Below are 22948 nucleotides of genomic sequence, written 5' to 3'. Positions count from 1 at the left end.
CTGCGCACCAGACTGAACACGCTCGTGCTCAGCGGCGCGAAGACCGCCACCGCCGGGCTGATCGGCGCACGGCGCCTACTGGGCGCGGCAGGGCACCCCGGTCACCGACGACAGCCGCATCGTCTGCCTCCGCTTCCGGCTGGTGTGAAGGAGGGGCCCCCTGTTAACGCATTCTGCATAACAGGGGGCCCCTCCTAACGCCTCTAGCCGACGCGGCGCAGCTCCGGCAGCAGCGCCGCCGCCTCGGTCAGCACCGCCTCGTCGCCGGCGTACCAACTGCTGGCCCGGGGCCAGTGCGTGATCACGTCGGTGAAGCCCAGCCGGGCCGCCCGGGCCGCCTGCTCCGCGAGGAAGTCCGCGCTGGTCAGCGAGAAGACCGGAGCCGAGTCGAGCGAGAGGTACCGGTCCAGGCTGGCCGGGTCGCGGCCGGCCTGCTCCAGCGCCCGGGTCATCCGGTCGGACAGCTCCGCCACCGTGTCCCACCAGCCCGCCAGGTCGTCGCCGTCGAGGCCGGTGGTCACCCACCCCTGCCCGAACCGGGCGACCAGGCGCATCGACCGGGGACCGTTCGCGGCCAGCACGAACGGCACCCGGGGCTGCTGGACGCAACCGGGGTTGTTGCGGGCGTCCACCGCCGCGAACCACTCCCCGCGCCAGGTCGTGCCGTCCTCGCGCAGGATCAGGTCGAGCAGCTCGGTGAACTCCGCGAACCGGTCGACCCGCTGCCGGGGCGGCAGGGTCTCGCCGCCGAGCACGGCCGAGTCGAAGCCGATGCCGCCCGCGCCCAGCCCGAGCAGCACCCGCCCGCCGGACACGTCGTCCAACGCGGTCACCTGGCGGGCGAACGCCGCCGGGTGGCGGAAGTTCGGCGAGGCCACCAGCGTGCCGAGCCGAACCCGGGAGGTCACCGTGGCCGCCGCGGTCAGGGTCGTCCAGGAGTCGAACCAGGGCCCGTCGACCAGGTCACGCCAGCCCAGGTGGTCGTACGTCCAGGCGTGGTCGAAGCCCCACTCGTCCGCCTGCGCCCACCGCCGGCGCGCCTCCGACCAGCGTTGGTCCGGCAGGATCACGATGCCAATTCGCATGATCCCCAGCGTACGGCCCGGCCGTTCCGCTACGTCGTCACCAGATCGGCCACCACACAGGCGATGTTGTCCGGCGCGCCCGCCGCGTACGCCAGCTCGACCAGGTGCCCGACGGCGGTCTCCGGGTCGTCCGCCCCGGCCAGCGCGGCGTGCAGCGCGCCCGGGTCGACCACCGCGGCGAGGCCGTCCGAGCAGAGCAGGTAGCGGTCACCGGGCAGCGCGGTCCGCAGCGCCAGGTCCGCCTCCACCTCGCCGCCCGCGCCCAACGCCCGGGCCAGCAGCGCCCGCTGCGGGTGCGCCCCGGCTTCGGCCGGCGTGAGCCGCCCCTGGTCGACGAGCGTCTGCACGTACGTGTGGTCCTGGGTGAGCCGGGACAGCTCGCCGCCCCGCAGCAGGTAGGCCCGGGTGTCCCCGACGTGCACCAGGGCAAGCCGGGTGCCCCGTCGGACGATCGCGGTGAGCGTGCTGGCCGGCCGGTCCACGTCGGTGGCCTGCGCGCGTACCGCCCGGTCGGCCCGGCTCACCGCGTCGCCCAGCGCGGCGAGCAGGTCGCCCGCCGGCGCGTCGGCCGCCGCCAACGGCCGCAGCGCGTCCACCGCCGCCGCGCTGGCGGTCGACCCGCCCGGACCGCGTACGCCGTCGGCGACCGCGAGCAGCGTGTCGCCGGCGTACGCGACGTCCTCGTTGGAGTCGCGGACCGTGCCGGTCTCGCAGCGCGCCGCGTACCGGAAGGTGTGTTCGGACATGGTGGTGCCCCTCTCGGTGAGCTGGTCGACGAGGGATGCGACGGCCCGGCCACGGGCCTCGGTGTCCGCGCTGACCCGCCGCCACCACGCGTCCAGTGCCTCGGCGGCGGCCGGCGACGGCAGCGCGCTGACGGCCCGGATCTCGGCCAACGGCATGCCGGCCCGGCGCAGCGCGGCGATCAGCCGCGCCCGGTCGAGCTGCTCCGGCGCGTAGTAGCGGTAACCGGAGTGCGGGTCCACGGCGGCCGGCGGCAGCAGTCCGCAGTCGTCGTAGAGGCGCAGCGCCTTGGCGGTCAGTCCGGCCGCGCGGGCGAACGCCCCGATGGTCAGCAGCCGCACGTCGCTCTCCTCCTCGCGCCGGCCCGGGTGGGCCGGCCCGGACCACGTTGCGGCTTGCCGCAGGGGACGGGTCAAGAGCGTTGACCATACATCGAAGACTTATATATGTTGTCGACATGACCCAGATGCGGGAGCCGACGTTCCTGATCCTCACCTCGCTCGCCGGCGGGCCGAGGCACGGCTACGGCATCACCCAGGAGGTCGCCACGCTCTCCGCCGGGCGGGTGAGCCTGCTGCCGGGCACGCTCTACACCGCGCTGGACCGGCTCACCGCCCAGCGCCTCGTCGAACCGGACCGCGAAGAGGTGGTGGACGGCCGGCTGCGTCGCTACTACCGCCTCACCCCGGCCGGCCTCGACGCGCTCACGGCCGAGACCGCCCGGCTACGGCAACTCGCCACCGTCGCCGAGACCCGGCTGCGGGCCCTGCGCCCCCGCACCGCCTGAACCGCCTCCCGCCCGCACCCGCAAACCGTAGGGGAGACCATGTCGCTCGCCCACCAGTACCGGCGGTTGCTCCTCGCCTACCCCCGCGCCTACCGGCGGGAACGCGGCCCGGAGATCCTGGGACTCCTGCTGGACTCGGCACCACCCGGGCGAACCCGACCCACGCTCCGCGAGGCCGCCGACCTGGTCCGCGGCGGGCTCCGCTGCCGGCTCGGCCGGCCCGCGAGCCGCACCGTCGGCGTCTGGGCGGCACTGACGGCGTTGATCTGCGGACTGTTCACCGCCGCGCTCGCCGCCCGGCTCACCTGGGAGACGTCCCGGCCGCAGCCGGACCGGGCCGAGTTCGCCGCGGTCTTCACCGAGGCGTTCCCCGGCCACCGGATGAGCGACGACGTCTCGACCGCGCCCGCGCTCTTCGTCTACTACAACCAGCCGCTACGACTCGGGCAGTGGCGTGGGCTCGTCCTCGGTGACGGTGGTGAATACCAGGAGGGCTCGGCATCCGGATCAGCATCCGGCCCGATGCCGACGCCCCCGGACCGCACGCTGACGACGGCCACGCGACGACTGGAGGCCGACGGCTGGCAGGTGGCCGAGCCGACCTCGATCGTGCTCCAGACCTGCTATAACGCCAGGTGCGAGCGGGCCGACGAGCCGGTCGAGACCGTGCTGGTCGCCCGGCGCGGCGACACCGTCCTGCGGGCCACCTTCAACGACCCCGACACCTCCGGTTCGTACCTCTACGTGGAGGTTCAGCGGGCGACGCCGCCCGCCGTGCTCCCCGCCGCCGCTCTCGCCGCGCTGGTCGGCGGCGTCCTGGCCTGGCTGGCCTTCGGCTGGGCGAGCCGGCGCACCGACGGTCGACGTGGCGTGCCACTGCTGCTCGGCATCACCCTCGTCCTCTGGTGGACGCCCGCGGTGCTCACCACCTTCTCCTTGGTCGGGCACCACCTGGACGAACCGCATCCGAGCTGGCATCCCCTCTGGGAGTGGCTCGGTCAGCCGGCGCTCTCGCTGTTCTTCCTGGTCGGCCTGGCCGGCGCGGCGACGCTGTCGGCCATCGCGCTCGTGCCGCGCCGCGAGCCGCATCCGCTGACGCTCAGCCCCGGGTGAGCTTGGCCAGCATCCGGCCCAGGTGCGGCTCGACCGTGCCGGCCGGCGCGTCGCCCACCTCGGCCGGCGTCCACCAGCGGACGCCCCGGAACTCGACCGGGTCGGGGGTGAACCGCTGCTCGCGGTGGGCGTCCAACACGTACCAGAGGCTGACGTCGGTGTGCCGCTGCGCAGGCGGGCCGACCGTCTCGGTGACGGTGAGGAACGCCGGTCGCTCGCCGAACGGCGGCGCGAAGACCGCTGGTACGCCGAGTTCCTCCCGCAGCTCGCGGCGCACGGTGTGCACGGGGTGCTCGCCCGGCTCGACGTGACCGCCGCTGGGCAGCCACCTGCCGGCGTTGCGGTGGTCGACCAGCAGCACCGCGCCGTCGGACGGGTCGCGGAGCAAGAAGTAGGCGACCAGGTGCGGCGACGGGGTGCACGGCTTGACCCGGCGGAAGATGTCCTCCGTACCGGCCAGCCAGGCCAACGCCGCCGCCCGGTGCCGGGCCTCCTGCTCGTCGCCCGGCGTCAACGCCTCGACCAGGGCCCGGATCTCGTCGCGCATCCCGCGGCTGCCATCCGGGTACGACGGGCGTCGGCGACTAGCCTGGCCCGGTGCCGGAACTCGAACGACTCGCCACCCATCACGCCTACGTGCTGTACCGGTTCGAGCGGGAGAACCGGGCCTACTTCGCCCGCTACGTGCCCGACCGCGGCGACGACTACTTCGACCTGTTCGCCGACCGGCTCGCCGCCCTGCTGGACGAGCAGGACCGCGGCATCTGCCACTTCCACGTGCTGGTCGACGACGACGGTTTCGTGCTCGGGCGGTTCAACCTGGTCGACGTGGCCGACGGCAGCGCCGAGCTGGGCTACCGGGTGGCCGAACGCGCCGCCGGACGCGGCCTCGCCCAGTACGGCGTGCGGCGGGTCAGCGAGCTGGCCCGCGACGGGTACGGGCTGCGCCGGCTGGTCGCCGACGCGGCGCTGGCGAACCCGGCGTCCCTGGCGGTGCTCCGGCGGACCGGGTTCGTGGAGGCCGGAAAGGTGGACCTGGGCGGAGAGCCGGGGCTGCGGCACGTCCTCGACCTGCGCCCCTCTCCGGGGCAGCGCCCTCAGGCCGGCGGTACGCACCCGGGGGATCAGCGGTGAGGGAGGTGTCGGTCGACATCCCGTCGCCCCTGAGCGGCTGCGTCGACCACTGCGAGGTCGAGTGCGTCCGCCTGTGCTGCGGGATCGACGCCATCTCCACCGATCCCGCCCTCGTCGCGGCGTGGTGCCGTCGGGTGGGGCCGGACGCGGTGGCCGAGGCCCGGCGTCAGCTCGCCGCGCTGGTCGAGGTCGTCCGGGACCGCTCGCACGTCGTCACGTCGACGTTCCTGAACCACCGCACGCACGACGACGCCGCGCGGGGTGAGTTGCTGGACTTCCTGGCCGAGGTGGAGGCGGGGTTGGCGCGCGGGAACCGGTCCTGAGAACGCGATCCGGCCTCGCGGCGGGCCGATCGCCTGTCGTCACGACTGTGCCGGGAACAGCTTCCAGTGCCCCTCGGTGACGACCTCGACGTTACCGTCGATCACGGTGATGGCTGTTGAATCGTCGATCGCGTATGCCGGTCCCGACATGCCGGCGGCCCACTTCTCGGCCTCGGCCATGGTGTTCTCCGGCAGGTCCGGGTGATCCAGGTGCGGGAAGATCGAGAAGTCGACCATGCCCAACGTTTCGTCGGTCCCGCCGGGTGGGGTCCAGGCGACGAATTCGGCCCCGACCCGGGGGGCCATCACCATGCTGCCGGCGCTCGCCCCCACCCAGACCGCATCCAGCGACGGCAGCAGCTCCGCCAAGCCGGACTGCCGCATCCAGTGGCTCAGATACAGGGCGTCCCCGCCGCCCACCAGCAGGGCGTCCACCTCCTGGACCCAGGGCACCCAGCGATCTTCACCGACGCTGGGCAACGCGGTGAGTTCCAGCACCCCCAACGACTTCCACCCCAACTCGCACATCGGTATGACGGATTGGCCGGTGATGAAGCGCCACGCCCCGGCGGGACCGCCCATGGCGTACGCGGCGGTCGGAATGCAGAGGGCGTTGGCGTCGGCGATCGGTTTGCCCAGGAGGCCGACCAGCTCGTCCTGAATGCTCGCGTTCCTGATGCCCGCGGACGTGAGAAGAAGCTTCAAGATCATCCCCCGATGGATCTTCGTCGGTCCCCGGAGAATAGTCCCCTGACCGCGGGTTCGACGTCCGCCAACCGCCGCAACGCCGAAGGCCCCGGCGAGACTGTCGTCCTCACCAGGGCCTCGATCGTGGAGCGGGTGACGGGAATCGAACCCGCACTGTCAGCTTGGGAAGCTGATGTTCTGCCATTGAACTACACCCGCGAGCGGCACCACTGTACCTGAGGTCACCACCCCCGTGCACCCAGGTACCCCCGCCACGCGGGCCCAGCCGAGTTGATCAACGAATGTTGCATGCCGGCAACATATGGCCGTTCTCAAATCCCTCGATGGGATGTAACGTCTGCCACACGTTTCCGGCTCGGCGTGACACACCCCCTGCCACGCCGTCAGAAAGAGGTGGGCCCATGGGACTCCGTCCCAACCTGCTGACCCGGCGTACCGCCGGTGTCGCGACGTCGACCCTCGCGCTGCTGCTCAGCACCGCCGCCGTCGGCGTCGTCCCCGCTGCTTCGGCCTTCTCGGCCGCCCCGGCCGGCGTGTGCGCCGAGCCGGCCGACGCCCACGCCGACGCCCGTGTCGCCAAGGGCGGCCACGCCAAGCTCGACCCGAACCACCTGACCGCCAAGCAGGTTCGCGACCGCGAGGCCGACCTCGCCGCCGCGCAGCGCGAGCGGGCCAACTTCCGGACCGGCGCCGTCGCCCCGCTGGCGACCGTGACCATCCCGGTCGTCGTGCACGTCATCCAGGAGAACAGCACCCGCGCCGGCGGCAACATCCCGGACTCGCTGATCACCCAGCAGATCAGCGTGCTCAACCAGGCGTACGCGGGCTCGACCGGCGGCGCGGCCACCGCGTTCAGCTTCCAGCTCACGAAGATCAACCGGGTGACCAACGCGTCGTGGTACCCGATCGTGCAGGGCTCCTCGGCGGAGCGGTCGATGAAGACCTCGCTGCGCACGGGCGGCAAGAACACGCTGAACATGTACCTCGGTGAGCTCAGCGACGGCCTGCTGGGCTGGGCGACCTTCCCGAAGCGGACGCTGGACAAGATGGACGGCGTGGTCGTGCTCGGCGAGTCGCTGCCCGGCGGCACCGCGACCAACTACAACCAGGGCGACACCGGCACCCACGAGATCGGCCACTGGCTGAACCTCTACCACACCTTCCAGGGCGGCTGCTCGGGCTCGGGTGACAGCGTCTCCGACACCCCGGCCGAGGCCTCCCCGGCGTACGAGTGCCCGACCGGTCGGGACACCTGCTCCACGACCGGCAAGGACCCGATCACCAACTTCATGGACTACACGTACGACTCCTGCATGTACCAGTTCACCGCCGGCCAGGCGAGCCGCATGCTGACCGCGTGGAACGCCTACCGCGCGGCCTGATCGCCACCGCACCACGTACCGGTGCCGGCCCCGTCTGCGGACGGGGCCGGCACCGTCGTTTTTCCGGGCCCGGTCAGGCGGCCGGCCGGCGGGTGTCGAAGCCGTGCCGACCACGGCGGCCGTCCGGGACGAGCGCGTCACGCCGGGCCGCGACCAGGGGTGGCGACACCGGAGTGGCGGACGCGGGTGCGACCTCCCCCGGGTCGAGCCAGAGCCGCATCTCCGGGCGGCCGGCACCGATCTGGGTGACCGGGTCCCGGCGGGTCAGCATCGCCACGTCGACGGAGAACTCGAACAGGCGCCAGTCACCCTGCGGCGCCGCCCGGCCGATCCGGGTCAGCCGGTCCACCGTCGCCGGATCGGTCACCGGCCGGGCCCGACCGGCCAGGTAGGCCTCGTCGTCGCTCTCCTCCGGCGGGAAGGAGTGCAGCGCGTAACGGCCGTCGCGTTCGAGGTCGCGGCGCTTCGGCGAGTCGATGACGAAGCACCAGAGGCCGTCGTCGGTGATCAGCGGTGAGACCGGGTGCACCCGTGGGCCACCGTCGGCGCGGACCGTGGCGAGATAGCCGAAGCCCGGCCCGTACTGCTGCATCAGAAGGCGGATCTCGGCCGCGAGTCGGGGTTCGTCGGCGGCGAATTCGGACCAGGAAGCCATGCCGACAGTCTATCGAACACGTGTACGAAGAAGTAGTCCGACACGCTGTTCACCACCGTCTGTCGCTAGAGTGTTCCGATGCTGCTCTCCGACCGCGACCTGGTCTCCGAGATCAAGGCGGGCACGCTCGCGCTGGAGCCCTTCGAGCCCACGCTGGTGCAGCCATCCAGCATCGACGTACGCCTGGACCGGCTGTTCCGGGTCTTCAACAACCATCTCTACACGCACATCGACCCGTCGGTGCAGCAGGACGACCTGACGTCGATGGTGGAGGTCCCCGAGGGGGAGCCGTTCGTGCTGCACCCGGGCGAGTTCGTGCTCGCCTCCACGCTCGAGGTGATCTCGCTGGGCGAGGAGTTGGCCGGCCGACTGGAGGGCAAGTCGTCGCTGGGGCGGCTCGGTCTGCTCACCCACTCCACGGCCGGCTTCATCGACCCGGGCTTCTCCGGCCACGTCACGCTGGAGCTGTCCAACGTGGCGAATCTGCCGATCACGCTCTGGCCGGGCATGAAGATCGGCCAGCTCTGCATCTTCCGGCTCTCGTCGCCGGCCGAGCACCCGTACGGCTCGGCCGTCTACGGCTCGCGCTACCAGGGTCAGCGCGGCCCGACGCCGAGCCGGTCCTGGCAGAGCTGGCGCACCTGGCCGACCCGCTGACGCCGAGTTTGGTTGTTAGGAGGGGCCCCTGTTATGCGGAATGCGTTAACAGGGGGCCCCTCCTTACACCTCAGCCGGGGCGGCCGTAGCTGTTGATGTCGCCGTCGTCGACGCGCTTCATGGTGATGGGCTTGCCGGACTGGGAGGCGTGCACGACCCAGCCGTCCCCGACGTACATGCCCACGTGGTGCAGGTCGCCGTAGTAGAAGACCAGGTCACCGGCGCGCAGCTCGGCGCGGCTGACCCGCCTCGTCACGTCGTGCTGCTGGCGGGCGTTGTGCGGCAGCGAGACCCCGGCCTTCGCCCAGGCGGCCATGGTCAGGCCCGAGCAGTCGAAGTGGTCCGGGCCGGCCGCGCCCCACACGTAGATCTTGCCGATCTGGGCGCAGGCGAACTTGACCGCCACCCCGGCCGCGCCGCCCGGGTATCCGGCGGGACAGGGAGCCGGGCGCAGCGGGCCGCCGCCACCGTTGCCGTACACCTTGAGCCGTAGCTTCTGGAGCTTGGCGATCTCGGCGTCGATCTGCTTCTTCTTCGCCGCGAGCTGCGCCTCGGTGCGACTCAGGTCGGCGACCATCGCGTCCAGCGGCTTCTTCTTCGCCGCCAGCTCGTCGCGCAGCGCGGCGATGTCGCGGACCTGCTCCTGCTGGTGGTGCGCGAAGCGGTCGAGCATTTCCAGGCCGGCGACCAGCTCACTCGGCGAACGGCTGCCCAGCAGCGCGTTGACGGTGGAGAGGTTGTCGCCCTTGTACGCGTCGGCGGCGAGCCCGCCGACCTGGCCGAGCGCGGCGTCCACCCGGGCCTGGAGCGGGGCGATCTGCTTGCCGAGCGCGTCGGCCTGCTTGCGGCGCACCGCGAGCTGCCCGCGGACGGCGTTGACCTGTTCGATGACGGGTTCGAGCTTGTTCCAGTCGCGGTCGATCTGGGCCTCGATCTCGGCGACCGAGGGTTCCGCGTGCGCCGCCGTCGCGCCACCGGTCAGGACGACCGCGGCGCCGACCAGGGCGGCAAGTGTGGTGGTGAAGCGGGACCAGCGGAAACGCGGCACGACGGCGGACCGGTCGACCGACCGGCTCGACGTCGGCCGCGGGGCATGGTGGGCCACCGGGCGTCCGTACTCCTTCTGCCTGACCGCCTACCGGGTTAGCTGACGGGTTCGGGCGGGAAGGGAAGCGCCCTACCGCAGTGGCTGCGGATTCACCCCAGGAACCTGGGTCCCCGGTTCGCCCGTGGGCGACTCGGCGGTGTCGGGCCGTCACCGACCGGGTTGGACGGTGAAGATGCGGCCGACGATTGACCAGAGTAAAGATTCCCGTTACCAATCCGCAACCCGAACGACCGTGACACTCCGTACCTGATACGGCGGGCGAACGCGAATGGAGATTTTCTTCGCATCGGATTGCCTCCTGGAAAGGTATTGACCCCACGGGGGGCTGGCGTGAGGGTGGGAACGCAGTGACCCCCATCCCTGTCCAGGAGGTTCGATGCACCTCTCAGCCCCGCCGTCGAGCAGACGGATCCTGCTCGCCGCCGCCGTGGCGACGGCCACCGCGCTGGCCACCACCGGCCCGGTGAGCGCCGCGCCGCAGGCGGCCCAGCCCACCGGCGACCGCCAGCAGCAGTACGCTGCCGCGGCGGCCGAGTACGGCGTACCGCAGAACGTGCTGCTCGGTGTCTCCTACCTGGAGTCGAGGTGGGACACCCACCCGGGCCAGCCCAGCACCAGCGGCGGCTACGGCCCGATGCACCTGACCGACGCCGCGCACATCCTGGCCACGCCGGGCAGCGCGCACGTCGACGAGGACGAGGACCCGCGCGGCGACGACAGCCGCCCGCTTCGGCTTGACCCGGCCACCGCCGCCGCGCCGACCCGGGAGACGCCGCTGCCGACCGCCTCGCTCCAGACGCTCGACGCCGCCGCCACGCTCACCGGGCTGGACGCGCAGACCCTGCGCACCGACCCGGCGGCGAACATCCGCGGTGGCGCGGCGCTGCTGGCGTCGTACCAGAAGGCACTGGGTGGGCCGGTCGGCGCCGGCAGCGACGTCGCGGCCTGGTACGGCGCGGTGGCCCGCTACTCCGGCGCGGACACGTCCGACGCGGCGGCGGCCTTCGCCGACGAGGTCTACGACCAGCTCGGCCAGGGCGCGGCCCGGACCACCGATGACGGGCAACGGGTCACGCTGGCCGCCACCGCCGCGCAGCCGGACCGGGCCGGACTGGCCCGGCTCGGGCTGCGCCACGCCGCGCGGCCGGACGGGCTGGAGTGCCCGGTGCGGCTGGCCTGCGAGTGGATTCCCGCCCCCTACGAGCAGCTCAGCGCCGACCCGGGCGACTACGGCAACCACGACCTGGGCGACCGGCCGAAGCAGCAGAAGATCGAATACATCGTCATCCACGACACCGAGGGCTACTTCGCCCCCAGCGTCGACCTGGTGAAACGTGCCGACTACCTGGGCTGGCACTACACGCTGCGGTCGGTGGACGGCTACGTCGCGCAGCACATCAAGGCCAAGGACGTCGGCTGGCACGCCGGCAACTGGTACGTCAACGCCAAGTCCATCGGCCTGGAGCACGAGGGCTTCGCCGGGCAGGGCACCTGGTACACCGAGGCGATGTACCGCAGCTCGGCCAAGCTGGTCCGCTACCTGGCGCAGAAGTTCGGCATCCCGATGGACCGGCAGCACATCATCGGCCACGACAACGTGCCCGGCATCACCGCCGCGAACGTGCGGGGCATGCACTGGGACCCGGGCCCCTACTGGGACTGGTCGCACTACTTCGACCTGATGAAGGCGCCGTTCCGGACCACCGGCACGTCGCGTACCGGGCTGGTCACCATCGACCCGGACTTCGCCACCAACCGGCCCGCGTTCGTCGGCTGCAACCAGCAGCCGCCGGGCGTCCCGACGCCCACCCCGCCGGCCGAGACCTGCCCGTCGCGCGGCTCCTCGGCGGTGGTGCTGCGGACCGCGCCGAGCGCGGACGCCCCACTGGTCAACGACCTCGGGCTGCGCCCGGACGGCACGCCGGACACGATGTACATCTCCGACCACGGCGCCCGCGCCTCCGCCGGCCAGACGTACGCGGTGGCCGGCCGCGAGGGCGACTGGACCGCGATCTGGTACCTCGGCCAGAAGGCGTGGTTCCACAACCCGGCCGCCGCGCCCACCGCGAAGTGGGCCACCGGCTTCGTGGTGACGCCGCGCCCCGGCAAGGCCACCATCCCGGTGTACGGCCGCGCCTACCCGGAGCAGGCCGCCTACCCGGAGACGATTCCGTACCAGGCCATCTCCCCGCTCCAGTACACGTTCGCGGCCGGCCAGCGGTACGCGGTGGGCGGTGTGCTGCCGGGCGAGTACTACCGGGCGGTCTCCTACGACGGCTCCGCCCCCGGTGACCGCACCGTGGTCCGTGGCGAGAACCGCTACGTGCAGGTCCAGTTCGGCCACCGGATCATGTTCGTGAACCTCGACGACGTGCTGATCCTGCCGTCGCCGCTCGGCGCGCCGCGCTGAGCCGACCCGTCGATGCGAGAAGGCCCCCGGTCCTGCCTGGACCGGGGGCCTTCTGCCGGGAACGGGTGCGGTCAGCTGACCCGGACGAAGCCGGCGAGCGGCTGGGTGCTGATGCTCGACACCTGCACCGGTTTGCCCGTGCGGGGCGCGTGCACCATCATCCCGTCGCCGAGATAGAGCCCGACGTGATGCAGGTCGCTGCCGAAGAAGACCAGATCACCGGGTCTGGCCTCGGATCGGGAAACCTTGCGGCCCTCGTTCCACTGCGCGCCGGTGAAGTGGGTGAGCGAGATGCCGGCCGCCTTGTAGGCGTACTGCGTCAGGCCCGAGCAGTCGAACGAGTTCGGCCCGGTGGCGCCCCACACGTACGGGTCGCCGACCTGGGCGCACGCCGTCTTGATCGCGGTACGCGCGGCGCTGCTCACCACGCCGTCGATGGAGGGGCAGCCGGCCGGCCGGATCGAGGTAACCGGCAGCATCCCGGTCAACCGTTTGATCTCGGAGTCGATCTGCTTCTTCTGCGAGGCGAGTTGGGCCTCCTGCCTGACCTCGGTGGCGATCAACGCGTCCAGCTTCTGCTTCTGCGCGTTGTACTTGTCGCGGGCGGCGAGCACGCCGGCGATCTGCCGGCGCTGGTCGTCGGCGATCCGGTCGAGCATGACCAGCTGCTCGGCCAGCGTGCCCGGCTTGGTGCTCACCAGCAGCGCGCCCATCTCCTGCGACGGACCGCGCATGTAGTAGCGGGAGGCGATGTCACCGACCTTGTTCATCGCCAGCGTCGAGGCCAGCTCCAGCGGCACCATCTTGTCCTGGAGGTCCGCGGACTTCTTCTTGTTGACCTTGAGCTGGGCGCGGACCTTGTTGTACTGCTCGATCGTGGGCTCGAGCTTCTCCCACTGCTTGTCGATCTGCGCGTCGATCTCGTCCACCGAGGGCGCCGCGTGCGCCGGGGCCGCCAGCATCCCGGCGCCGACCGCGACGGCCGCGACCAGGATGAGGAGACGGCGTACCACCCGGTGGACCCCGGCCGACCGGCCGGAGGGAGCGCTCGGGACGTGACGTTGGGGGGGCATGGTTGCCACCGGCACGGACTCCTTTGCAACCGACCGGCGGGCGCCTCGCGAGAGGGAAGATCGAGGCAGACGACCCACGGCGGTCGGTGCATCACATTAGGGAAGGCACCGGGGTGGAATCAAGGCGGCCGCCTGTTCAATCACGCGTCCGCAATCGCTTGCACACCAAGGGTATTCATTCACGTGCCGACAATGGCCGTCAATACGTCGTCGAGCGTCACCACACCGAGCGGCCGGCGACCGTCGCTGACCAGCACCATGTGCCGGCGCTCGCGACGCATCGCCAGCAGCAGATCGGCGAGCGTACGGTCCGGGGGCACCACCGCCAGCGGCCGGTAGACCTCGGCCGGCACCGGGGCCCGTCGGCTCGCACCGGCGTACCCGAGCACGTCCTTGACGTGGACGAAGCCGAGCACCCGGCGGGTGGCCCGCTGCACCACCGGGAACCGGGACCGGCCGGTGCGGGTCGCCAGCACCTCCAGCGAGGCCGGTGAGACGTCCTCCGCCACCGTGGTCACCGTCGACCACGGCTGCAACGCGTCCGCGGCGGTACGGCTGTGCAGGGCGAGCGCGCCGGTGATCCGGGCGTGCTCCTCGGCGTCCAGCAACCCCTCGGTGCGGGCCTGGGAGACCAGCCCGGCCAACTCCTCGGCGGTGAACACGGTCTTCACCGCGTCCGTCGCCTCCACCCGCCACCACCGCAGCACCTGCCGGGCCGACCACTTCATCGCCAGCAGCAGCGGCTTCGTGGCCAGGCAGAACGCCAGCATGGCCGGGCCGAGCCAGAGCGCCGACGGCTCCGGGCCGGCCAGCGTGATGTTCTTCGGCACCATCTCGCCGACCACGGTGTGCAGGAACACCACCACGGCCAGCGCGATCACGAACGCCACCGGGTGCACCGCCGAGTCGGGCAGCCCGACCGCGGTGAAGGGCACCTCCAGCAGGTGCGCCAACGCCGGCTCGGCGATCGCGCCCAGGCCGAGCGAGCAGACCGTGATGCCGAGCTGCGCACCGGCGATCATCAGCGGGATCTGGTTCATCGCGGAGAGCGCCCAGCGGGCCCGCTTCGACGTCGCCGCCAGTGGTTCGAGCACGGTACGGCGGGACGCGATCAACGCGAACTCACTGCCCACGAAGAAGGCGTTGCCGAGCAGCAACACCAGGGCCACCAGCAGCTCAGGCACCGTCGTCGGGCTCCTCGGGACGCAGCACGCGGACCTGCTCGATCCGGTGCCGGTCCACCTCCACCACGGTGAACTCGTAGCCCGCCTCGTCGACCGTCTCGCAGGCGACCGGGATGTGCCCGAGGCGGGCCATCAGGAACCCGCCCAACGTCTCGTACGGCCCCTCGGGCAGCCGGAAACCGGTCTGCTCGACCAGCTCGTCGGCGCGCAGTAGGCCGTCCACCAGGACGGTCCGTTCCCCACCCGGCACGGTCAGCTCCACCGGCCCGAGGTCGTCCACCGCGGCCGGGTCGAACTCGTCGGCGATCTCCCCGACCAGCTCCTCGACCAGGTCCTCCACGGTCACCACGCCGTCCGTGCCGCCGTACTCGTCGACCACGATGGCCAGGTCCGCGCCGGCGTCCTTCAGCGCGGCCAGCACGCCGTCCAGGTCCAGGCTCTCCGGCACGTACACCGGCTCCCGGGCGACCGAGGCGACGGTGGTGGCGGGCCGCCGGGCCAGCGGCACCCCGAGCGCGTCGGGCACCCCGACGACACCGGTCACCAGGTCGAGCGTCTCCTCGTAGACCGGGAACCGGGTGCGGCCGGTCCGTCGGGACAGATCGAGCAGCTCGGCGACGGAGGCGGTGGCGCGCAACGCGATCACGTCCACCCGGGGGGTCATCGCCTCGGCGGCCCGCTTGTCGCCGAACCGGATGGTGCGTCGCAGCAGCATCGCGGTGTCCGGGGGCAGTGCGCCGGCCCGCGCCGAGATCGCGGCCAGCAGCCCCAGCTCCTCCGGTGAGCGGGCGCTGGCCAGCTCCTCCTGCGGCTCCACGCCGAGCCAGCGGACCAACCGGTTGGCGGAGTCGTTGAGCAGCCGGATCAGCCAGCCGAAGGTGCGGGAGAAGGCGCGCATCGGCGCGGCGGTGGCCAGCGCCGCCGGCATCGGCCGGGCCAGCGCGAGGTTCTTCGGCACCAGCTCACCGAAGAGCATCGAGAGCAGCGTGGCCAGCGCCAGGGCGAGCAGCCCGGAGAGGTGGTCCGCCCCGCCGAACGGGCGCAGCACCGGCGCGACGAGCCGGGCCAGGGCTGGCTCGGCCAGGTAGCCGGTGAGCAGCGCGGTGATGGTGATGCCGAGCTGCGCGCCGGAGAGCTGGAAGGACAGGTCGCGCAGCGCACGGCGGACCGTGGTGGCCCGGGCGTCCCCCTCGCCGGCCCGCCTGTCGATCTCCGCCCGGTCCACCGTGACCAGGGCGAACTCGGCCGCGACGAAGAAGGCGTTGCCCGCGGTCAGCAGCACGAAGCCGACCAGGGGCAGCAGCGTCAGAACCAAAAGGCCGTCGATGGGCGTGATTGTGGCATGCGGGCGCCGATGGCGCGCCACCCGTAGCGTGGCGGATATGGACGGTCTGCTGCTCACCGACGAACTGGTCCTGCTCGCCTACGACGACGCCGGCGCGAACCGGCTCGGCCGTCCGCACCTGGACTACGGCCTCGCCGGCGCGGTGCTGCTGGAGTTGGCGCTGGCCCGCCGGGTGGAGGTCGCGGACAAGCGACTGGTGGTGACCGATCCCACCCCGACCGGCGTGCCACTGCTCGACGAGGCGCTGGCCGCCGTCGGGGAGGGGCGGCCCCGCAAGCCGAAGGACTGGATCGGCAAGCTGGCCAAGGGGCTGCCGGACCGGGTGCTCGACGGGCTGGTCGACGCCGGGGTGCTGCGTCGGGAGTCCGACCGGGTGCTGCTGGTCTTTCCGCGTACCCGCTATCCCTCGCCGACCGGCGCGGAGCCGGCGGCGGAGACCGAGGCCCGGCACCGGATGAGGGACGCGCTGCTCGGCGACGGCCCGGTCGACGCGCGGACCGCGGCCCTGCTCACCCTGACCGGCGCGGTCGGTCTGGACCGCAAGCTCTTCCGCGAGCTGCCGAAGGAGCGGGTCAAGGCCCGGCTGACCGAGATCGCCGCCGGTGACTGGGCCTCCGCCGCGACGAAGAAGGCGATCGAGGAGATGCAGGCGGCGGTGATGATCGCGACCACCACCTCGGCCGCCGTCGCGGTCACCACAGCGAGCTGAGACGACGGCGGCGGCACCGTCCGGGTGCCGCCGCCGTCGTGGTCCGACTCGTGCCGGGGGTACGCCTCAGCCGGCGGCCGGCGCGGTCTCCTTCTCGCCGGCCGGCGCGTCGGGCTTGACCGAGCGCAGCAGCACGCTCGCCACGTCGACCACCTCGACGTCCTCGCCGGCGCCCTTGCCGTTCACCCCGTCGTTGAGCATGGTCGAGCAGAACGGGCAGCCGACCGCGATGGTCTTCGCGCCGGTGGACATGGCCTCCTCGACCCGGTCCACGTTGATCCGCTTGCCGATCTTCTCCTCCATCCACATCCGGGCGCCACCGGCGCCGCAGCAGAAGGAGCGCTCGCTGTTGCGCGGCATCTCGGTCAGCTCGCCCTGCATCGAGTCGCCGAGCACCTCACGGGGCGCGGCGAAGATCCGGTTGTGCCGGCCCAGGTAGCAGGGGTCGTGGTAGGTGACGCCACCGTCGACCGGCTGCACCGGCGTGAGCTTGCCGGCGCTGACCAGGTGGGCCAGGAGCTGGGTGTGGTGCACCACCTCGAACTCGCCGCCGAGCTGGCCGTACTCGTTGCCCAGCGTGTTGAAGCAGTGCGGGCAGGTGGCGACGATCTTCCGCTTGCTCTTCTCCCGGCCGTCGAACGCCTCGTTCAGCGTCTCCACGTTCTGCTGGGCGAGCATCTGGAACACGAACTCGTTGCCGATCCGGCGGGCCGGGTCACCGGAGCAGGTTTCGCCCTCGCCGAGGATGGCGAAGCTCACGCCGGCCTCGTTGAGCAGCGTGGCGACCGCGCGGGTGGTCTTCTTGGCCCGGTCCTCGAACGCGCCGGCGCAGCCGACCCAGAAGAGGTACTCGAAGTCCTCGACCTCGCCGACCCGGGGCACCTCGAAGTCGAGCCCCTTGGTCCAGTCCTCGCGGGTGTTCTGCGGCGCGCCCCACGGGTTGCCCTTGTTCTCCAGGTTGCGCAGCATCACGCCGGCCTCGGACGGGAAGCTCGACTCGATCAGCACCTGGTAGCGGCGCATGTCGACGATGTGGTCGACGTGCTCGATGTCCACCGGGCACTGCTCGACGCAGGCGCCGCAGGTGGTGCAGGACCAGAGCACGTCCGGGTCGATGACGCCGCCTTCCTCGGCGGTGCCGATCAGCGGCCGGTCGGCCTCGGCCAGGGCCAGCACGTCCATGTGGGCGAGCTGCGCCTCGGTGGCCTTCTCCTCGCCGGTCAGGTCCTTGCCGCCGCCGGCCAGCAGGTAGGGCGCCTTGGCGTACGCGTGGTCGCGCAGGCTCAGCACCAGCAGCTTCGGCGACAGCGGCTTGCCGGTGTTCCAGGCCGGGCACTGCGACTGGCAGCGACCGCACTCGGTGCATGTGCTGAAGTCGAGCAGGCCCTTCCAGGTGAACTGCTCGACCTGGGCGACGCCGAACTGGTCCTTCTCCGGGTCGGCCTCCTCGAAGTCGAGCGGCTTGCCCTCGCTCGTCATCGGCCGCAGCGGGCCCAGGCCGGAGCCGGCCGCCTTCTGCGGGTCGCGCTTGAAGAAGATGTTGGGGAAGGCCAGGAAGCGGTGCCAGGCGACACCCATGGTGACGTTCAGCGAGATCACGATGAGCCAGGTCATCGAGATGACGATCTTGATGAGGGCGGCCACGCTGACGCCGGCCGCCCAGTCGGGGAGCACCGAACCGACCGCGTGGCTGAGCGGCGTGGCCCAGACCGGGTACTCGAAGTGGTCGGTGGCGACCTTGAAGCCCCGGATGACGAAGCCGAAGATCAGGACCAGCAGCACGACCCACTCGACGAAGTAGCCCTGCCACATCGTCGAGCCGGTGAAACGGGAGCGGTTCTCCGGCCGGTTGGGCCGGTTGCGCAGCCGGATCGCCATCAGCACCAGGATGCCGACCAGGCCGAGGATGCCGATCCACTCGGTGACCAGCCCGAAGACGGTCCAGTGCCCGACGATCGGCAGCCCGCCGCCGGTCGAGACCACCTCGAAGTAGGCCTCCAGCACCAGCAGCGACAGCACGATGAAGCCGACCATCACGAACCAGTGGGCGGCCCCGACCACACTCCACTTGAGCATGCGGGTGTGGCCGGCGGTCTCCACCAGCATCTTGGTGGTGCGCGCGCCCTTGTCGGCGAACCGCTCGGGCGCGGGCTGCCCGAGCCGGATGACGGCCGTCATCTTCATGACCGCGCGTACCGCAAGCCACACCGCCACGGCGGTGATGGCGGCCGCGAGGATCGTGGTGACGATCTGGACGCTGCCCATCGAGTTGGCCTCCCGGTCTGCTGCTTGTCAGTGCAGCCTACGCGGAAGGTTACTCAGCAGTAACGTGAGTCTTCTCGCATCGGCCACGCCGCCCTGCGGACACCTTAGGCGGGCCGGAGCCCAGGCGCCGGGCAGGGGCGGCGTGGCGTGATGCGAGTGCTGCGGAAACCAGCCGGTCAGCGCCAGCGGGAGAGCAGGATCAGCGAGGAGACCATCGCGCCGAAGCCCACCGCGAGGTTCCAGTAACCCCACGAGGCGACCGGATACGCCTGCTCGGAAAGGTAGTAGACCACCAGCCAGGCGATGCCCACCACGATCAGCGCGACGGCGGTGACCGGCAGCCAGATCGGGCTAGGCTTGCGCGTCGACGCCGTCGCCGTCGGACGGACGTCCGTCGGCGGGGTGTACACCTTCTTCTTGCGGACCTGAGACTTGGGCACGACGCTCTCCAGAGGGGGGTACGACCTCGTCCGGCCTGACAACCGGGCGCGGGGGCGACGGTCCATGGCCAATAATGTGTCGACAGCTAGCGTAGTCCCGACAGACCGTCCAGGCCACGAATGGGGTCGGGCCGGTGCGCGGAGTTACCGAAAAGAGCGGACTTTTCGGGTCGAGCAGGTCGGTTCGCATCGGCGCGGGCCGGAACGAGACGACGGGAAAGGGAACGCCCGGTGGAGTACACGTCCGGTGCCGCCTCCTGGCAGAAGGTCCTTCGCCGCGCGGTCGCCGGTCTGCTGCCCCGGCGGGCACGCCAGCGCCGCCCCGGCTGGTCGATCGGCGTGCCGCTGATCGCCGCCGCGGCCGGGCTGCTGTTCACCACCACCGCGACCACCGCCGGCGGCACCCCGCTGCGCGAGGACCGCCGTCCCCAGCTCACCCAGCTCATCGAGGACCGCCGCGAGCAGGTCGCGGCCAGCGAGGCGAAGGCCGCGCGGCTGCGCGACGAGGTCGAGGAGCAGACCGAGGCGCTGGCCGGCACCGACGGGCCGGTGAAGACGCAGCGGGACCGGGCCGCCGCGATCCGGCAGGCCGCCGGGTTCACCGCGCTCACCGGAACCGGCATCACGATCGAGCTGAACGACGCCGACTGGGGCCCCGGCCAACCGCTGCCCAAGGGCGCCAGCAACGACGACCTGGTCGTGCACCAGGGCGACGTGCAGGCGGTGGTGAACGCGCTGTGGGCCGGAGGCGCAGAGGCCATGTCAATCATGAACGTCCGCGTGCTCAGCACCAGCGCGGTACGCTGCGTCGGTAACACCCTGCTGCTGCACGGCCGGGTTTACTCCCCTCCTTTCAAGATCGTGGCCATCGGCGACCCCGCCCAGTTCCAGCGGGCGCTCGCCGCGTCTGAGGGAGTCCGGGTGTTCAAGGAAGTGGCTGACCACTACCAACTCGGCTACAGCGAGAAGACCTCCACCGTGACGGTGCCGGCGTTCGAGGACTCCACCGCGCTGCAATCGGCGACGGTGCCCCGGTGACCGGCGACGAACCCCGGGAACGCGACGATCGCCGGCGCACCGGATCGGAGGAGCCGACCGCGTTCCTCCGGAAGGTCGAGCGTCCGGCGCCCGCCCCGGCCCGGGCCGACCTGCCGTGGCCGGACGACGGTCCGGCCCACTCCGCCCCGGCACGGCGCGGCCCCACCGCCCGTCCGGTCACCCCGCCGGCCGCCCGCCCCGCCGGCCCACCCCCGGCCTGGCCGGGCAATCCGGCCCGTCCGCCGGCCTGGCCGGGCAATCCGGCCACCCCGCCGGCCGCCTCGCGCACCGAGGCGTACCCGCCGTCCCGCCGACCCGGCCGGCCCGCCGCCGGCCCCGAGGGGCGCCCACCGGAGGTCCGCAACGGGCTCGGCACCCCACCGCCCAGCGGCCCGCCCGCCGGCCGAACCGCGGAGACGCCCGGCGTCGACAGCCGGCGGTACGCCGGTCCGACGGCTCCCACCGACCCCCGGCGGTTCGACCCGCCGGGTCGGGGAGCGCACTCCCGCACGTCCGCCGGAGCCCCCCACGACCGCCGCCCCGGTCCGGACCCCTCCGACGCCCCGACCGGCCGTCCCGGCGGGATGCCTGGTTTTGGCGCTGTGCCCGGTGTCGGTGTGCGACCGGCCGCGCCGGGTGACGGGCCGACCGACTTCATCCCGCCGGTGGCCGGCCGGCCCGAGCGGCGCTCCGCCGGAGCCCAGCAGCACACCGGCGCACCACAACGGCACCCGGGCGCACCTGAGCGACACGCCAGTGGTCCCGAGCGGCACGCCGGCGCACCCGAGCGACACGCTGTCGGACCCGAGCGACACGGCGTACCCCGGTCGGGTGGCCCGACCGGGCGCGGCCCGGACCCGGCCCCGCCGGCCGACCCCGGCGCGACAGCGGTGCTGCCCGCCGTCACCCGCCGGCCGGCCGACCCCCGGTTGGACGCCACCGGCCTGATGGGCGCGGTGCCCCCGGCGCCGGACCCCGGCGGCGACGACAGCGAGCCGCCCGCCGAGCCGCCACGGCCACGGCGCGGCGAGCGGGTGGTGCAGCTCCGGCCGGAACAGACCGGCGAGGGATACCGCAGCGTCTACTCCGAGCTGACGCGGCCCACCACCGGCTCCCGGCTCCGCACGGCGGTCCGTGGCGCGGGCGAGCTGCTGATCACGTTCGGCCTGGTGGTGCTCCTCTTCGCCGGCTACGAGATCTGGGGCAAGTCGGTCATCGTCGACGCCCACCAGAACGACCTGACCGGTCAGCTCGCCCAGGAGTGGGCGGCGGACCCGACAGTCGGCCCGACCCCCGGCCCGAGCACGAAACCGAAACCGCCGGCCGAGGGCAAGCCGGTCGCCGGCCTCTACATCCCGAAGCTCGACAAGCACTGGGTGGTGGTCGAGGGCGTCACCCCGGACGACATCCGGTACGCCCCGGGCCACTACCCGGACAGCGCGATGCCCGGCGAGGTGGGCAACTTCTCCGTCGCCGGGCACCGCATCCGGTCCACGTTCTGGCGGCTGGACGAGCTGTCCCCCGGCGACGCCATCGTGGTCGAGACCAAGGGTGAGTGGCTGGTCTACCGGGTCTACCAGCAGCGCATCGTCAAGCCGTCCCAGGTCGAGGTGGTCGCGCCGGTGCCGGGCAAGCCGGGTGGCCGGGCCACCGAGAAGCTGCTCACGCTGACCACCTGCAACCCCAAGTTCGACAACTACCAGCGGCTGATCATCCACGCCCGCTTCGACCGGGCCCAGGCCAAGTCGACGGGCCGACCGGCCGAGCTGGAGGGCTGAACCGTGTACGCGTGGATCTGGCGGAAACTGCCCCTGGGCCTGCCCGGCAAGCTGATCGGGTCGATGCTGCTGGCCACCGCCACCGTGGCCCTGCTCTGGTTCGTGGTCTTCCCGTGGGCCGAGCCGCTGTTGCCCTTCGACGACGTGCAGGTCACGCAGGACTCCGGCGTGCCCGGCGACGCCCCCGGCGGCGGCCTCACCGACCCGAGCGGGCAGCCCGACCAGGACGAGGAACTCCCCTACAGCACCGAGACGAACAACGCCCCGCCCACCGCGCCGGGCGGGTGAACCCGATGCGCGTCCTGGTGATCGACAACCACGACTCGTTCGTCTTCAACCTCGTGCAGTATCTCGGCCAGCTCGGCGCGGACTGCGAGGTCCGCCGCAACGACGAGATCGACGTCGCCGAGGTGGGCCGGGTCGGCGCGGCCGGTGTCCTGCTGTCGCCCGGTCCGGGCCGCCCGGACCGCGCCGGCATCTGCCTGGACGTCATCCGCGAGTACGCCGGCCGGCTCCCGATCCTCGGCGTCTGCCTCGGCCACCAGGCCATCGGCGCGGCGTTCGGCGCGACCGTGACCCGCGCGCCGGAGCTGCTGCACGGCAAGACCTCCGAGGTGCGCCACCGCGGCGACGGCGTGCTCGCCGGCCTGCCCGACCCGTTCACCGCCACCCGCTACCACTCGCTCGCCGTGTTGCCCGGGACGCTCCCCGACGAGCTGGAGGTCACCGGCTGGACCGCCTCCGGCGTGGTGATGGCGATGCGGCACCGTACGCTGCCGGTCGAGGGCGTCCAGTTCCACCCCGAGTCGGTGCTGACCGAGGGCGGTCACCTCATGCTGGCGAACTGGCTGGCCGCCTGCGGCCATCCGGAGGCGCGGGAGCGGGCCCCGGAGCTGGCCGCCGAGGTCGACGCGCGACGCCGGGCCGCGTTCGCCACCGCCTGACTCTCCCGGACACGCCACGTGGCGGCGCCCCCCGGTGGGGCACCACCACGCCCGTGGGTTCCGGCC

Annotated in this window: 23 protein-coding genes, 1 tRNA gene and 1 riboswitch; of the genes, 12 read left to right on the top strand and 12 right to left on the bottom strand. The window is 72.3% G+C overall.

The window, feature by feature from the left end; translation table 11 throughout:
- Nucleotides 1-203: 203 nt before the first annotated feature.
- Both ACZ6O5_RS18650 and ACZ6O5_RS18645 read right to left on the bottom strand, forming a co-directional pair.
- Nucleotides 204-1085, bottom strand: coding sequence for an LLM class flavin-dependent oxidoreductase (locus tag ACZ6O5_RS18650; RefSeq protein WP_465978636.1), 882 nt, complete (start codon nucleotides 1083-1085; stop codon nucleotides 204-206).
- A 29-nt stretch (nucleotides 1086-1114) separates the two neighbouring features.
- Nucleotides 1115-2170 carry a MerR family transcriptional regulator gene (locus ACZ6O5_RS18645; protein WP_465978634.1) on the bottom strand — a complete coding sequence of 352 codons (1056 nt, stop codon included), beginning with the start codon at nucleotides 2168-2170 and terminating at the stop codon, nucleotides 1115-1117.
- 125 nt (nucleotides 2171-2295) lie between these two features.
- Between ACZ6O5_RS18645 and ACZ6O5_RS18640 the strand changes: the two genes are divergently transcribed.
- A complete protein-coding gene (locus tag ACZ6O5_RS18640) occupies nucleotides 2296-2616 on the top strand; it encodes a PadR family transcriptional regulator (protein WP_465979064.1) in 321 nt (106 codons plus the stop codon).
- A 39-nt stretch (nucleotides 2617-2655) separates the two neighbouring features.
- Entirely contained in the window at nucleotides 2656-3729 is a 1074-nt protein-coding gene (locus ACZ6O5_RS18635) for a hypothetical protein (RefSeq protein WP_465978633.1), read from the top strand.
- Here ACZ6O5_RS18635 and ACZ6O5_RS18630 read toward each other — a convergent pair.
- Nucleotides 3716-4276: an NUDIX hydrolase gene (locus ACZ6O5_RS18630; RefSeq protein WP_465978631.1), complete on the bottom strand. Its 561-nt coding sequence runs from the start codon at nucleotides 4274-4276 to the stop codon at nucleotides 3716-3718. The two genes, ACZ6O5_RS18635 and ACZ6O5_RS18630, sit on opposite strands and share 14 nt — an antisense overlap.
- Before the next feature lie 50 nt (nucleotides 4277-4326).
- Here ACZ6O5_RS18630 and ACZ6O5_RS18625 point away from each other — a divergent pair, with 50 nt between their 5' ends.
- Both ACZ6O5_RS18625 and ACZ6O5_RS18620 read left to right on the top strand, forming a co-directional pair.
- The gene (locus ACZ6O5_RS18625) at nucleotides 4327-4863 is read left to right on the top strand and encodes a GNAT family N-acetyltransferase (RefSeq protein WP_465978629.1); all 537 of its coding nucleotides are present in this window, start codon (nucleotides 4327-4329) and stop codon (nucleotides 4861-4863) included.
- On the top strand, nucleotides 4860-5186 hold the full coding sequence (locus ACZ6O5_RS18620; RefSeq protein WP_465978627.1) for a DUF6331 family protein: 327 nt from the start codon (nucleotides 4860-4862) through the stop codon (nucleotides 5184-5186). Before ACZ6O5_RS18625 ends, ACZ6O5_RS18620 begins: the two co-directional genes overlap by 4 nt.
- Before the next feature lie 39 nt (nucleotides 5187-5225).
- On the opposite strand, the gene ACZ6O5_RS18615 is transcribed toward ACZ6O5_RS18620, so the two are convergent.
- Together ACZ6O5_RS18615 and ACZ6O5_RS18610 are read right to left on the bottom strand one after the other, a co-directional pair.
- Nucleotides 5226-5891, bottom strand: a complete 666-nt coding sequence (locus ACZ6O5_RS18615) for a Type 1 glutamine amidotransferase-like domain-containing protein (protein ID WP_465979062.1) — start codon at nucleotides 5889-5891, stop codon at nucleotides 5226-5228.
- Nucleotides 5892-6018: 127 nt separating this feature from the next.
- A tRNA-Gly gene (locus ACZ6O5_RS18610) sits at nucleotides 6019-6092 on the bottom strand.
- Nucleotides 6093-6295: 203 nt separating this feature from the next.
- On the opposite strand from ACZ6O5_RS18610, the gene ACZ6O5_RS18605 reads away from it, so the two are divergent.
- The gene (locus ACZ6O5_RS18605; RefSeq protein WP_281933720.1) at nucleotides 6296-7276 is read left to right on the top strand and encodes a zinc metalloprotease; all 981 of its coding nucleotides are present in this window, start codon (nucleotides 6296-6298) and stop codon (nucleotides 7274-7276) included.
- Nucleotides 7277-7349: 73 nt separating this feature from the next.
- Here the strand turns inward: ACZ6O5_RS18605 and ACZ6O5_RS18600 are convergent, their stop codons facing one another.
- Nucleotides 7350-7931, bottom strand: coding sequence for a pyridoxamine 5'-phosphate oxidase family protein (locus tag ACZ6O5_RS18600; RefSeq protein WP_465978625.1), 582 nt, complete (start codon nucleotides 7929-7931; stop codon nucleotides 7350-7352).
- A 78-nt stretch (nucleotides 7932-8009) separates the two neighbouring features.
- Here ACZ6O5_RS18600 and dcd point away from each other — a divergent pair, with 78 nt between their 5' ends.
- Nucleotides 8010-8588 carry a dCTP deaminase gene (dcd, locus tag ACZ6O5_RS18595; RefSeq protein ID WP_465978623.1) on the top strand — a complete coding sequence of 193 codons (579 nt, stop codon included), beginning with the start codon at nucleotides 8010-8012 and terminating at the stop codon, nucleotides 8586-8588.
- Between the two features lie 70 nt (nucleotides 8589-8658).
- On the opposite strand, the gene ACZ6O5_RS18590 is transcribed toward dcd, so the two are convergent.
- A complete protein-coding gene (locus ACZ6O5_RS18590) occupies nucleotides 8659-9693 on the bottom strand; it encodes a C40 family peptidase (protein WP_465978621.1) in 1035 nt (344 codons plus the stop codon).
- 13 nt (nucleotides 9694-9706) lie between these two features.
- Nucleotides 9707-9842: riboswitch (cyclic di-AMP (ydaO/yuaA leader) on the bottom strand.
- A 230-nt stretch (nucleotides 9843-10072) separates the two neighbouring features.
- On the opposite strand from ACZ6O5_RS18590, the gene ACZ6O5_RS18585 reads away from it, so the two are divergent.
- Entirely contained in the window at nucleotides 10073-12106 is a 2034-nt protein-coding gene (locus ACZ6O5_RS18585; protein WP_465978619.1) for an N-acetylmuramoyl-L-alanine amidase, read from the top strand.
- Between the two features lie 71 nt (nucleotides 12107-12177).
- On the opposite strand, the gene ACZ6O5_RS18580 is transcribed toward ACZ6O5_RS18585, so the two are convergent.
- From ACZ6O5_RS18580 to ACZ6O5_RS18570, 3 genes are all read right to left on the bottom strand, one after another.
- Nucleotides 12178-13188, bottom strand: coding sequence for a C40 family peptidase (locus tag ACZ6O5_RS18580; RefSeq protein WP_465978617.1), 1011 nt, complete (start codon nucleotides 13186-13188; stop codon nucleotides 12178-12180).
- A gap of 170 nt (nucleotides 13189-13358) precedes the next feature.
- Nucleotides 13359-14363, bottom strand: coding sequence for a hemolysin family protein (locus ACZ6O5_RS18575; RefSeq protein WP_465978615.1), 1005 nt, complete (start codon nucleotides 14361-14363; stop codon nucleotides 13359-13361).
- Nucleotides 14356-15663, bottom strand: a complete 1308-nt coding sequence (locus tag ACZ6O5_RS18570) for a hemolysin family protein (RefSeq protein WP_465979060.1) — start codon at nucleotides 15661-15663, stop codon at nucleotides 14356-14358. The genes ACZ6O5_RS18575 and ACZ6O5_RS18570 overlap by 8 nt, the downstream gene beginning before the upstream one ends.
- A gap of 82 nt (nucleotides 15664-15745) precedes the next feature.
- Here ACZ6O5_RS18570 and ACZ6O5_RS18565 point away from each other — a divergent pair, with 82 nt between their 5' ends.
- On the top strand, nucleotides 15746-16417 hold the full coding sequence (locus tag ACZ6O5_RS18565; protein WP_465978613.1) for a GOLPH3/VPS74 family protein: 672 nt from the start codon (nucleotides 15746-15748) through the stop codon (nucleotides 16415-16417).
- 66 nt (nucleotides 16418-16483) lie between these two features.
- Here ACZ6O5_RS18565 and ACZ6O5_RS18560 read toward each other — a convergent pair whose 3' ends face one another.
- Together ACZ6O5_RS18560 and ACZ6O5_RS18555 are read right to left on the bottom strand one after the other, a co-directional pair.
- On the bottom strand, nucleotides 16484-18682 hold the full coding sequence (locus ACZ6O5_RS18560; protein ID WP_465978612.1) for a (Fe-S)-binding protein: 2199 nt from the start codon (nucleotides 18680-18682) through the stop codon (nucleotides 16484-16486).
- A gap of 176 nt (nucleotides 18683-18858) precedes the next feature.
- The gene (locus tag ACZ6O5_RS18555; RefSeq protein ID WP_281933739.1) at nucleotides 18859-19122 is read right to left on the bottom strand and encodes a cell division protein CrgA; all 264 of its coding nucleotides are present in this window, start codon (nucleotides 19120-19122) and stop codon (nucleotides 18859-18861) included.
- A gap of 231 nt (nucleotides 19123-19353) precedes the next feature.
- Between ACZ6O5_RS18555 and ACZ6O5_RS18550 the strand changes: the two genes are divergently transcribed.
- The 4 genes from ACZ6O5_RS18550 to ACZ6O5_RS18535 are packed head-to-tail and all read left to right on the top strand — an operon-like array spanning nucleotide 19354 to nucleotide 22882.
- Nucleotides 19354-20160, top strand: a complete 807-nt coding sequence (locus tag ACZ6O5_RS18550; RefSeq protein WP_281933740.1) for a DUF881 domain-containing protein — start codon at nucleotides 19354-19356, stop codon at nucleotides 20158-20160.
- Nucleotides 20157-21938, top strand: coding sequence for a class E sortase (locus tag ACZ6O5_RS18545; RefSeq protein ID WP_465978611.1), 1782 nt, complete (start codon nucleotides 20157-20159; stop codon nucleotides 21936-21938). The genes ACZ6O5_RS18550 and ACZ6O5_RS18545 overlap by 4 nt, the downstream gene beginning before the upstream one ends.
- A gap of 3 nt (nucleotides 21939-21941) precedes the next feature.
- On the top strand, nucleotides 21942-22226 hold the full coding sequence (locus ACZ6O5_RS18540; protein WP_465978609.1) for a hypothetical protein: 285 nt from the start codon (nucleotides 21942-21944) through the stop codon (nucleotides 22224-22226).
- A 5-nt stretch (nucleotides 22227-22231) separates the two neighbouring features.
- Nucleotides 22232-22882: an aminodeoxychorismate/anthranilate synthase component II gene (locus ACZ6O5_RS18535; protein ID WP_465978607.1), complete on the top strand. Its 651-nt coding sequence runs from the start codon at nucleotides 22232-22234 to the stop codon at nucleotides 22880-22882.
- Nucleotides 22883-22948 lie beyond the last annotated feature (66 nt).

The sequence above is a fragment of the Micromonospora sp. NPDC049201 genome, from assembly GCF_055586805.1.
Note: the sequence above shows the minus strand (reverse complement) of the source record. Positions and strands in the feature narration are given on the sequence as shown.

What these genes read in the sequence shown, in the direction of transcription:
- ACZ6O5_RS18635 (WP_465978633.1), top strand. Translation starts at nt 2,656, where the DNA reads ATGTCGCTCGCCCACCAGTACCGGCGGTTGCTCCTCGCCTACCCCCGC.
- ACZ6O5_RS18565 (WP_465978613.1), top strand. Translation starts at nt 15,746, where the DNA reads ATGGACGGTCTGCTGCTCACCGACGAACTGGTCCTGCTCGCCTACGAC.
- ACZ6O5_RS18605 (WP_281933720.1), top strand. Translation starts at nt 6,296, where the DNA reads ATGGGACTCCGTCCCAACCTGCTGACCCGGCGTACCGCCGGTGTCGCG.
- dcd (WP_465978623.1), top strand. Translation starts at nt 8,010, where the DNA reads ATGCTGCTCTCCGACCGCGACCTGGTCTCCGAGATCAAGGCGGGCACG.
- ACZ6O5_RS18640 (WP_465979064.1), top strand. Translation starts at nt 2,296, where the DNA reads ATGCGGGAGCCGACGTTCCTGATCCTCACCTCGCTCGCCGGCGGGCCG.
- ACZ6O5_RS18535 (WP_465978607.1), top strand. Translation starts at nt 22,232, where the DNA reads ATGCGCGTCCTGGTGATCGACAACCACGACTCGTTCGTCTTCAACCTC.
- ACZ6O5_RS18650 (WP_465978636.1), bottom strand. Translation starts at nt 1,085, where the DNA reads ATGCGAATTGGCATCGTGATCCTGCCGGACCAACGCTGGTCGGAGGCG.
- ACZ6O5_RS18630 (WP_465978631.1), bottom strand. Translation starts at nt 4,276, where the DNA reads ATGCGCGACGAGATCCGGGCCCTGGTCGAGGCGTTGACGCCGGGCGAC.
- ACZ6O5_RS18560 (WP_465978612.1), bottom strand. Translation starts at nt 18,682, where the DNA reads ATGGGCAGCGTCCAGATCGTCACCACGATCCTCGCGGCCGCCATCACC.
- ACZ6O5_RS18600 (WP_465978625.1), bottom strand. Translation starts at nt 7,931, where the DNA reads ATGGCTTCCTGGTCCGAATTCGCCGCCGACGAACCCCGACTCGCGGCC.
- ACZ6O5_RS18585 (WP_465978619.1), top strand. Translation starts at nt 10,073, where the DNA reads ATGCACCTCTCAGCCCCGCCGTCGAGCAGACGGATCCTGCTCGCCGCC.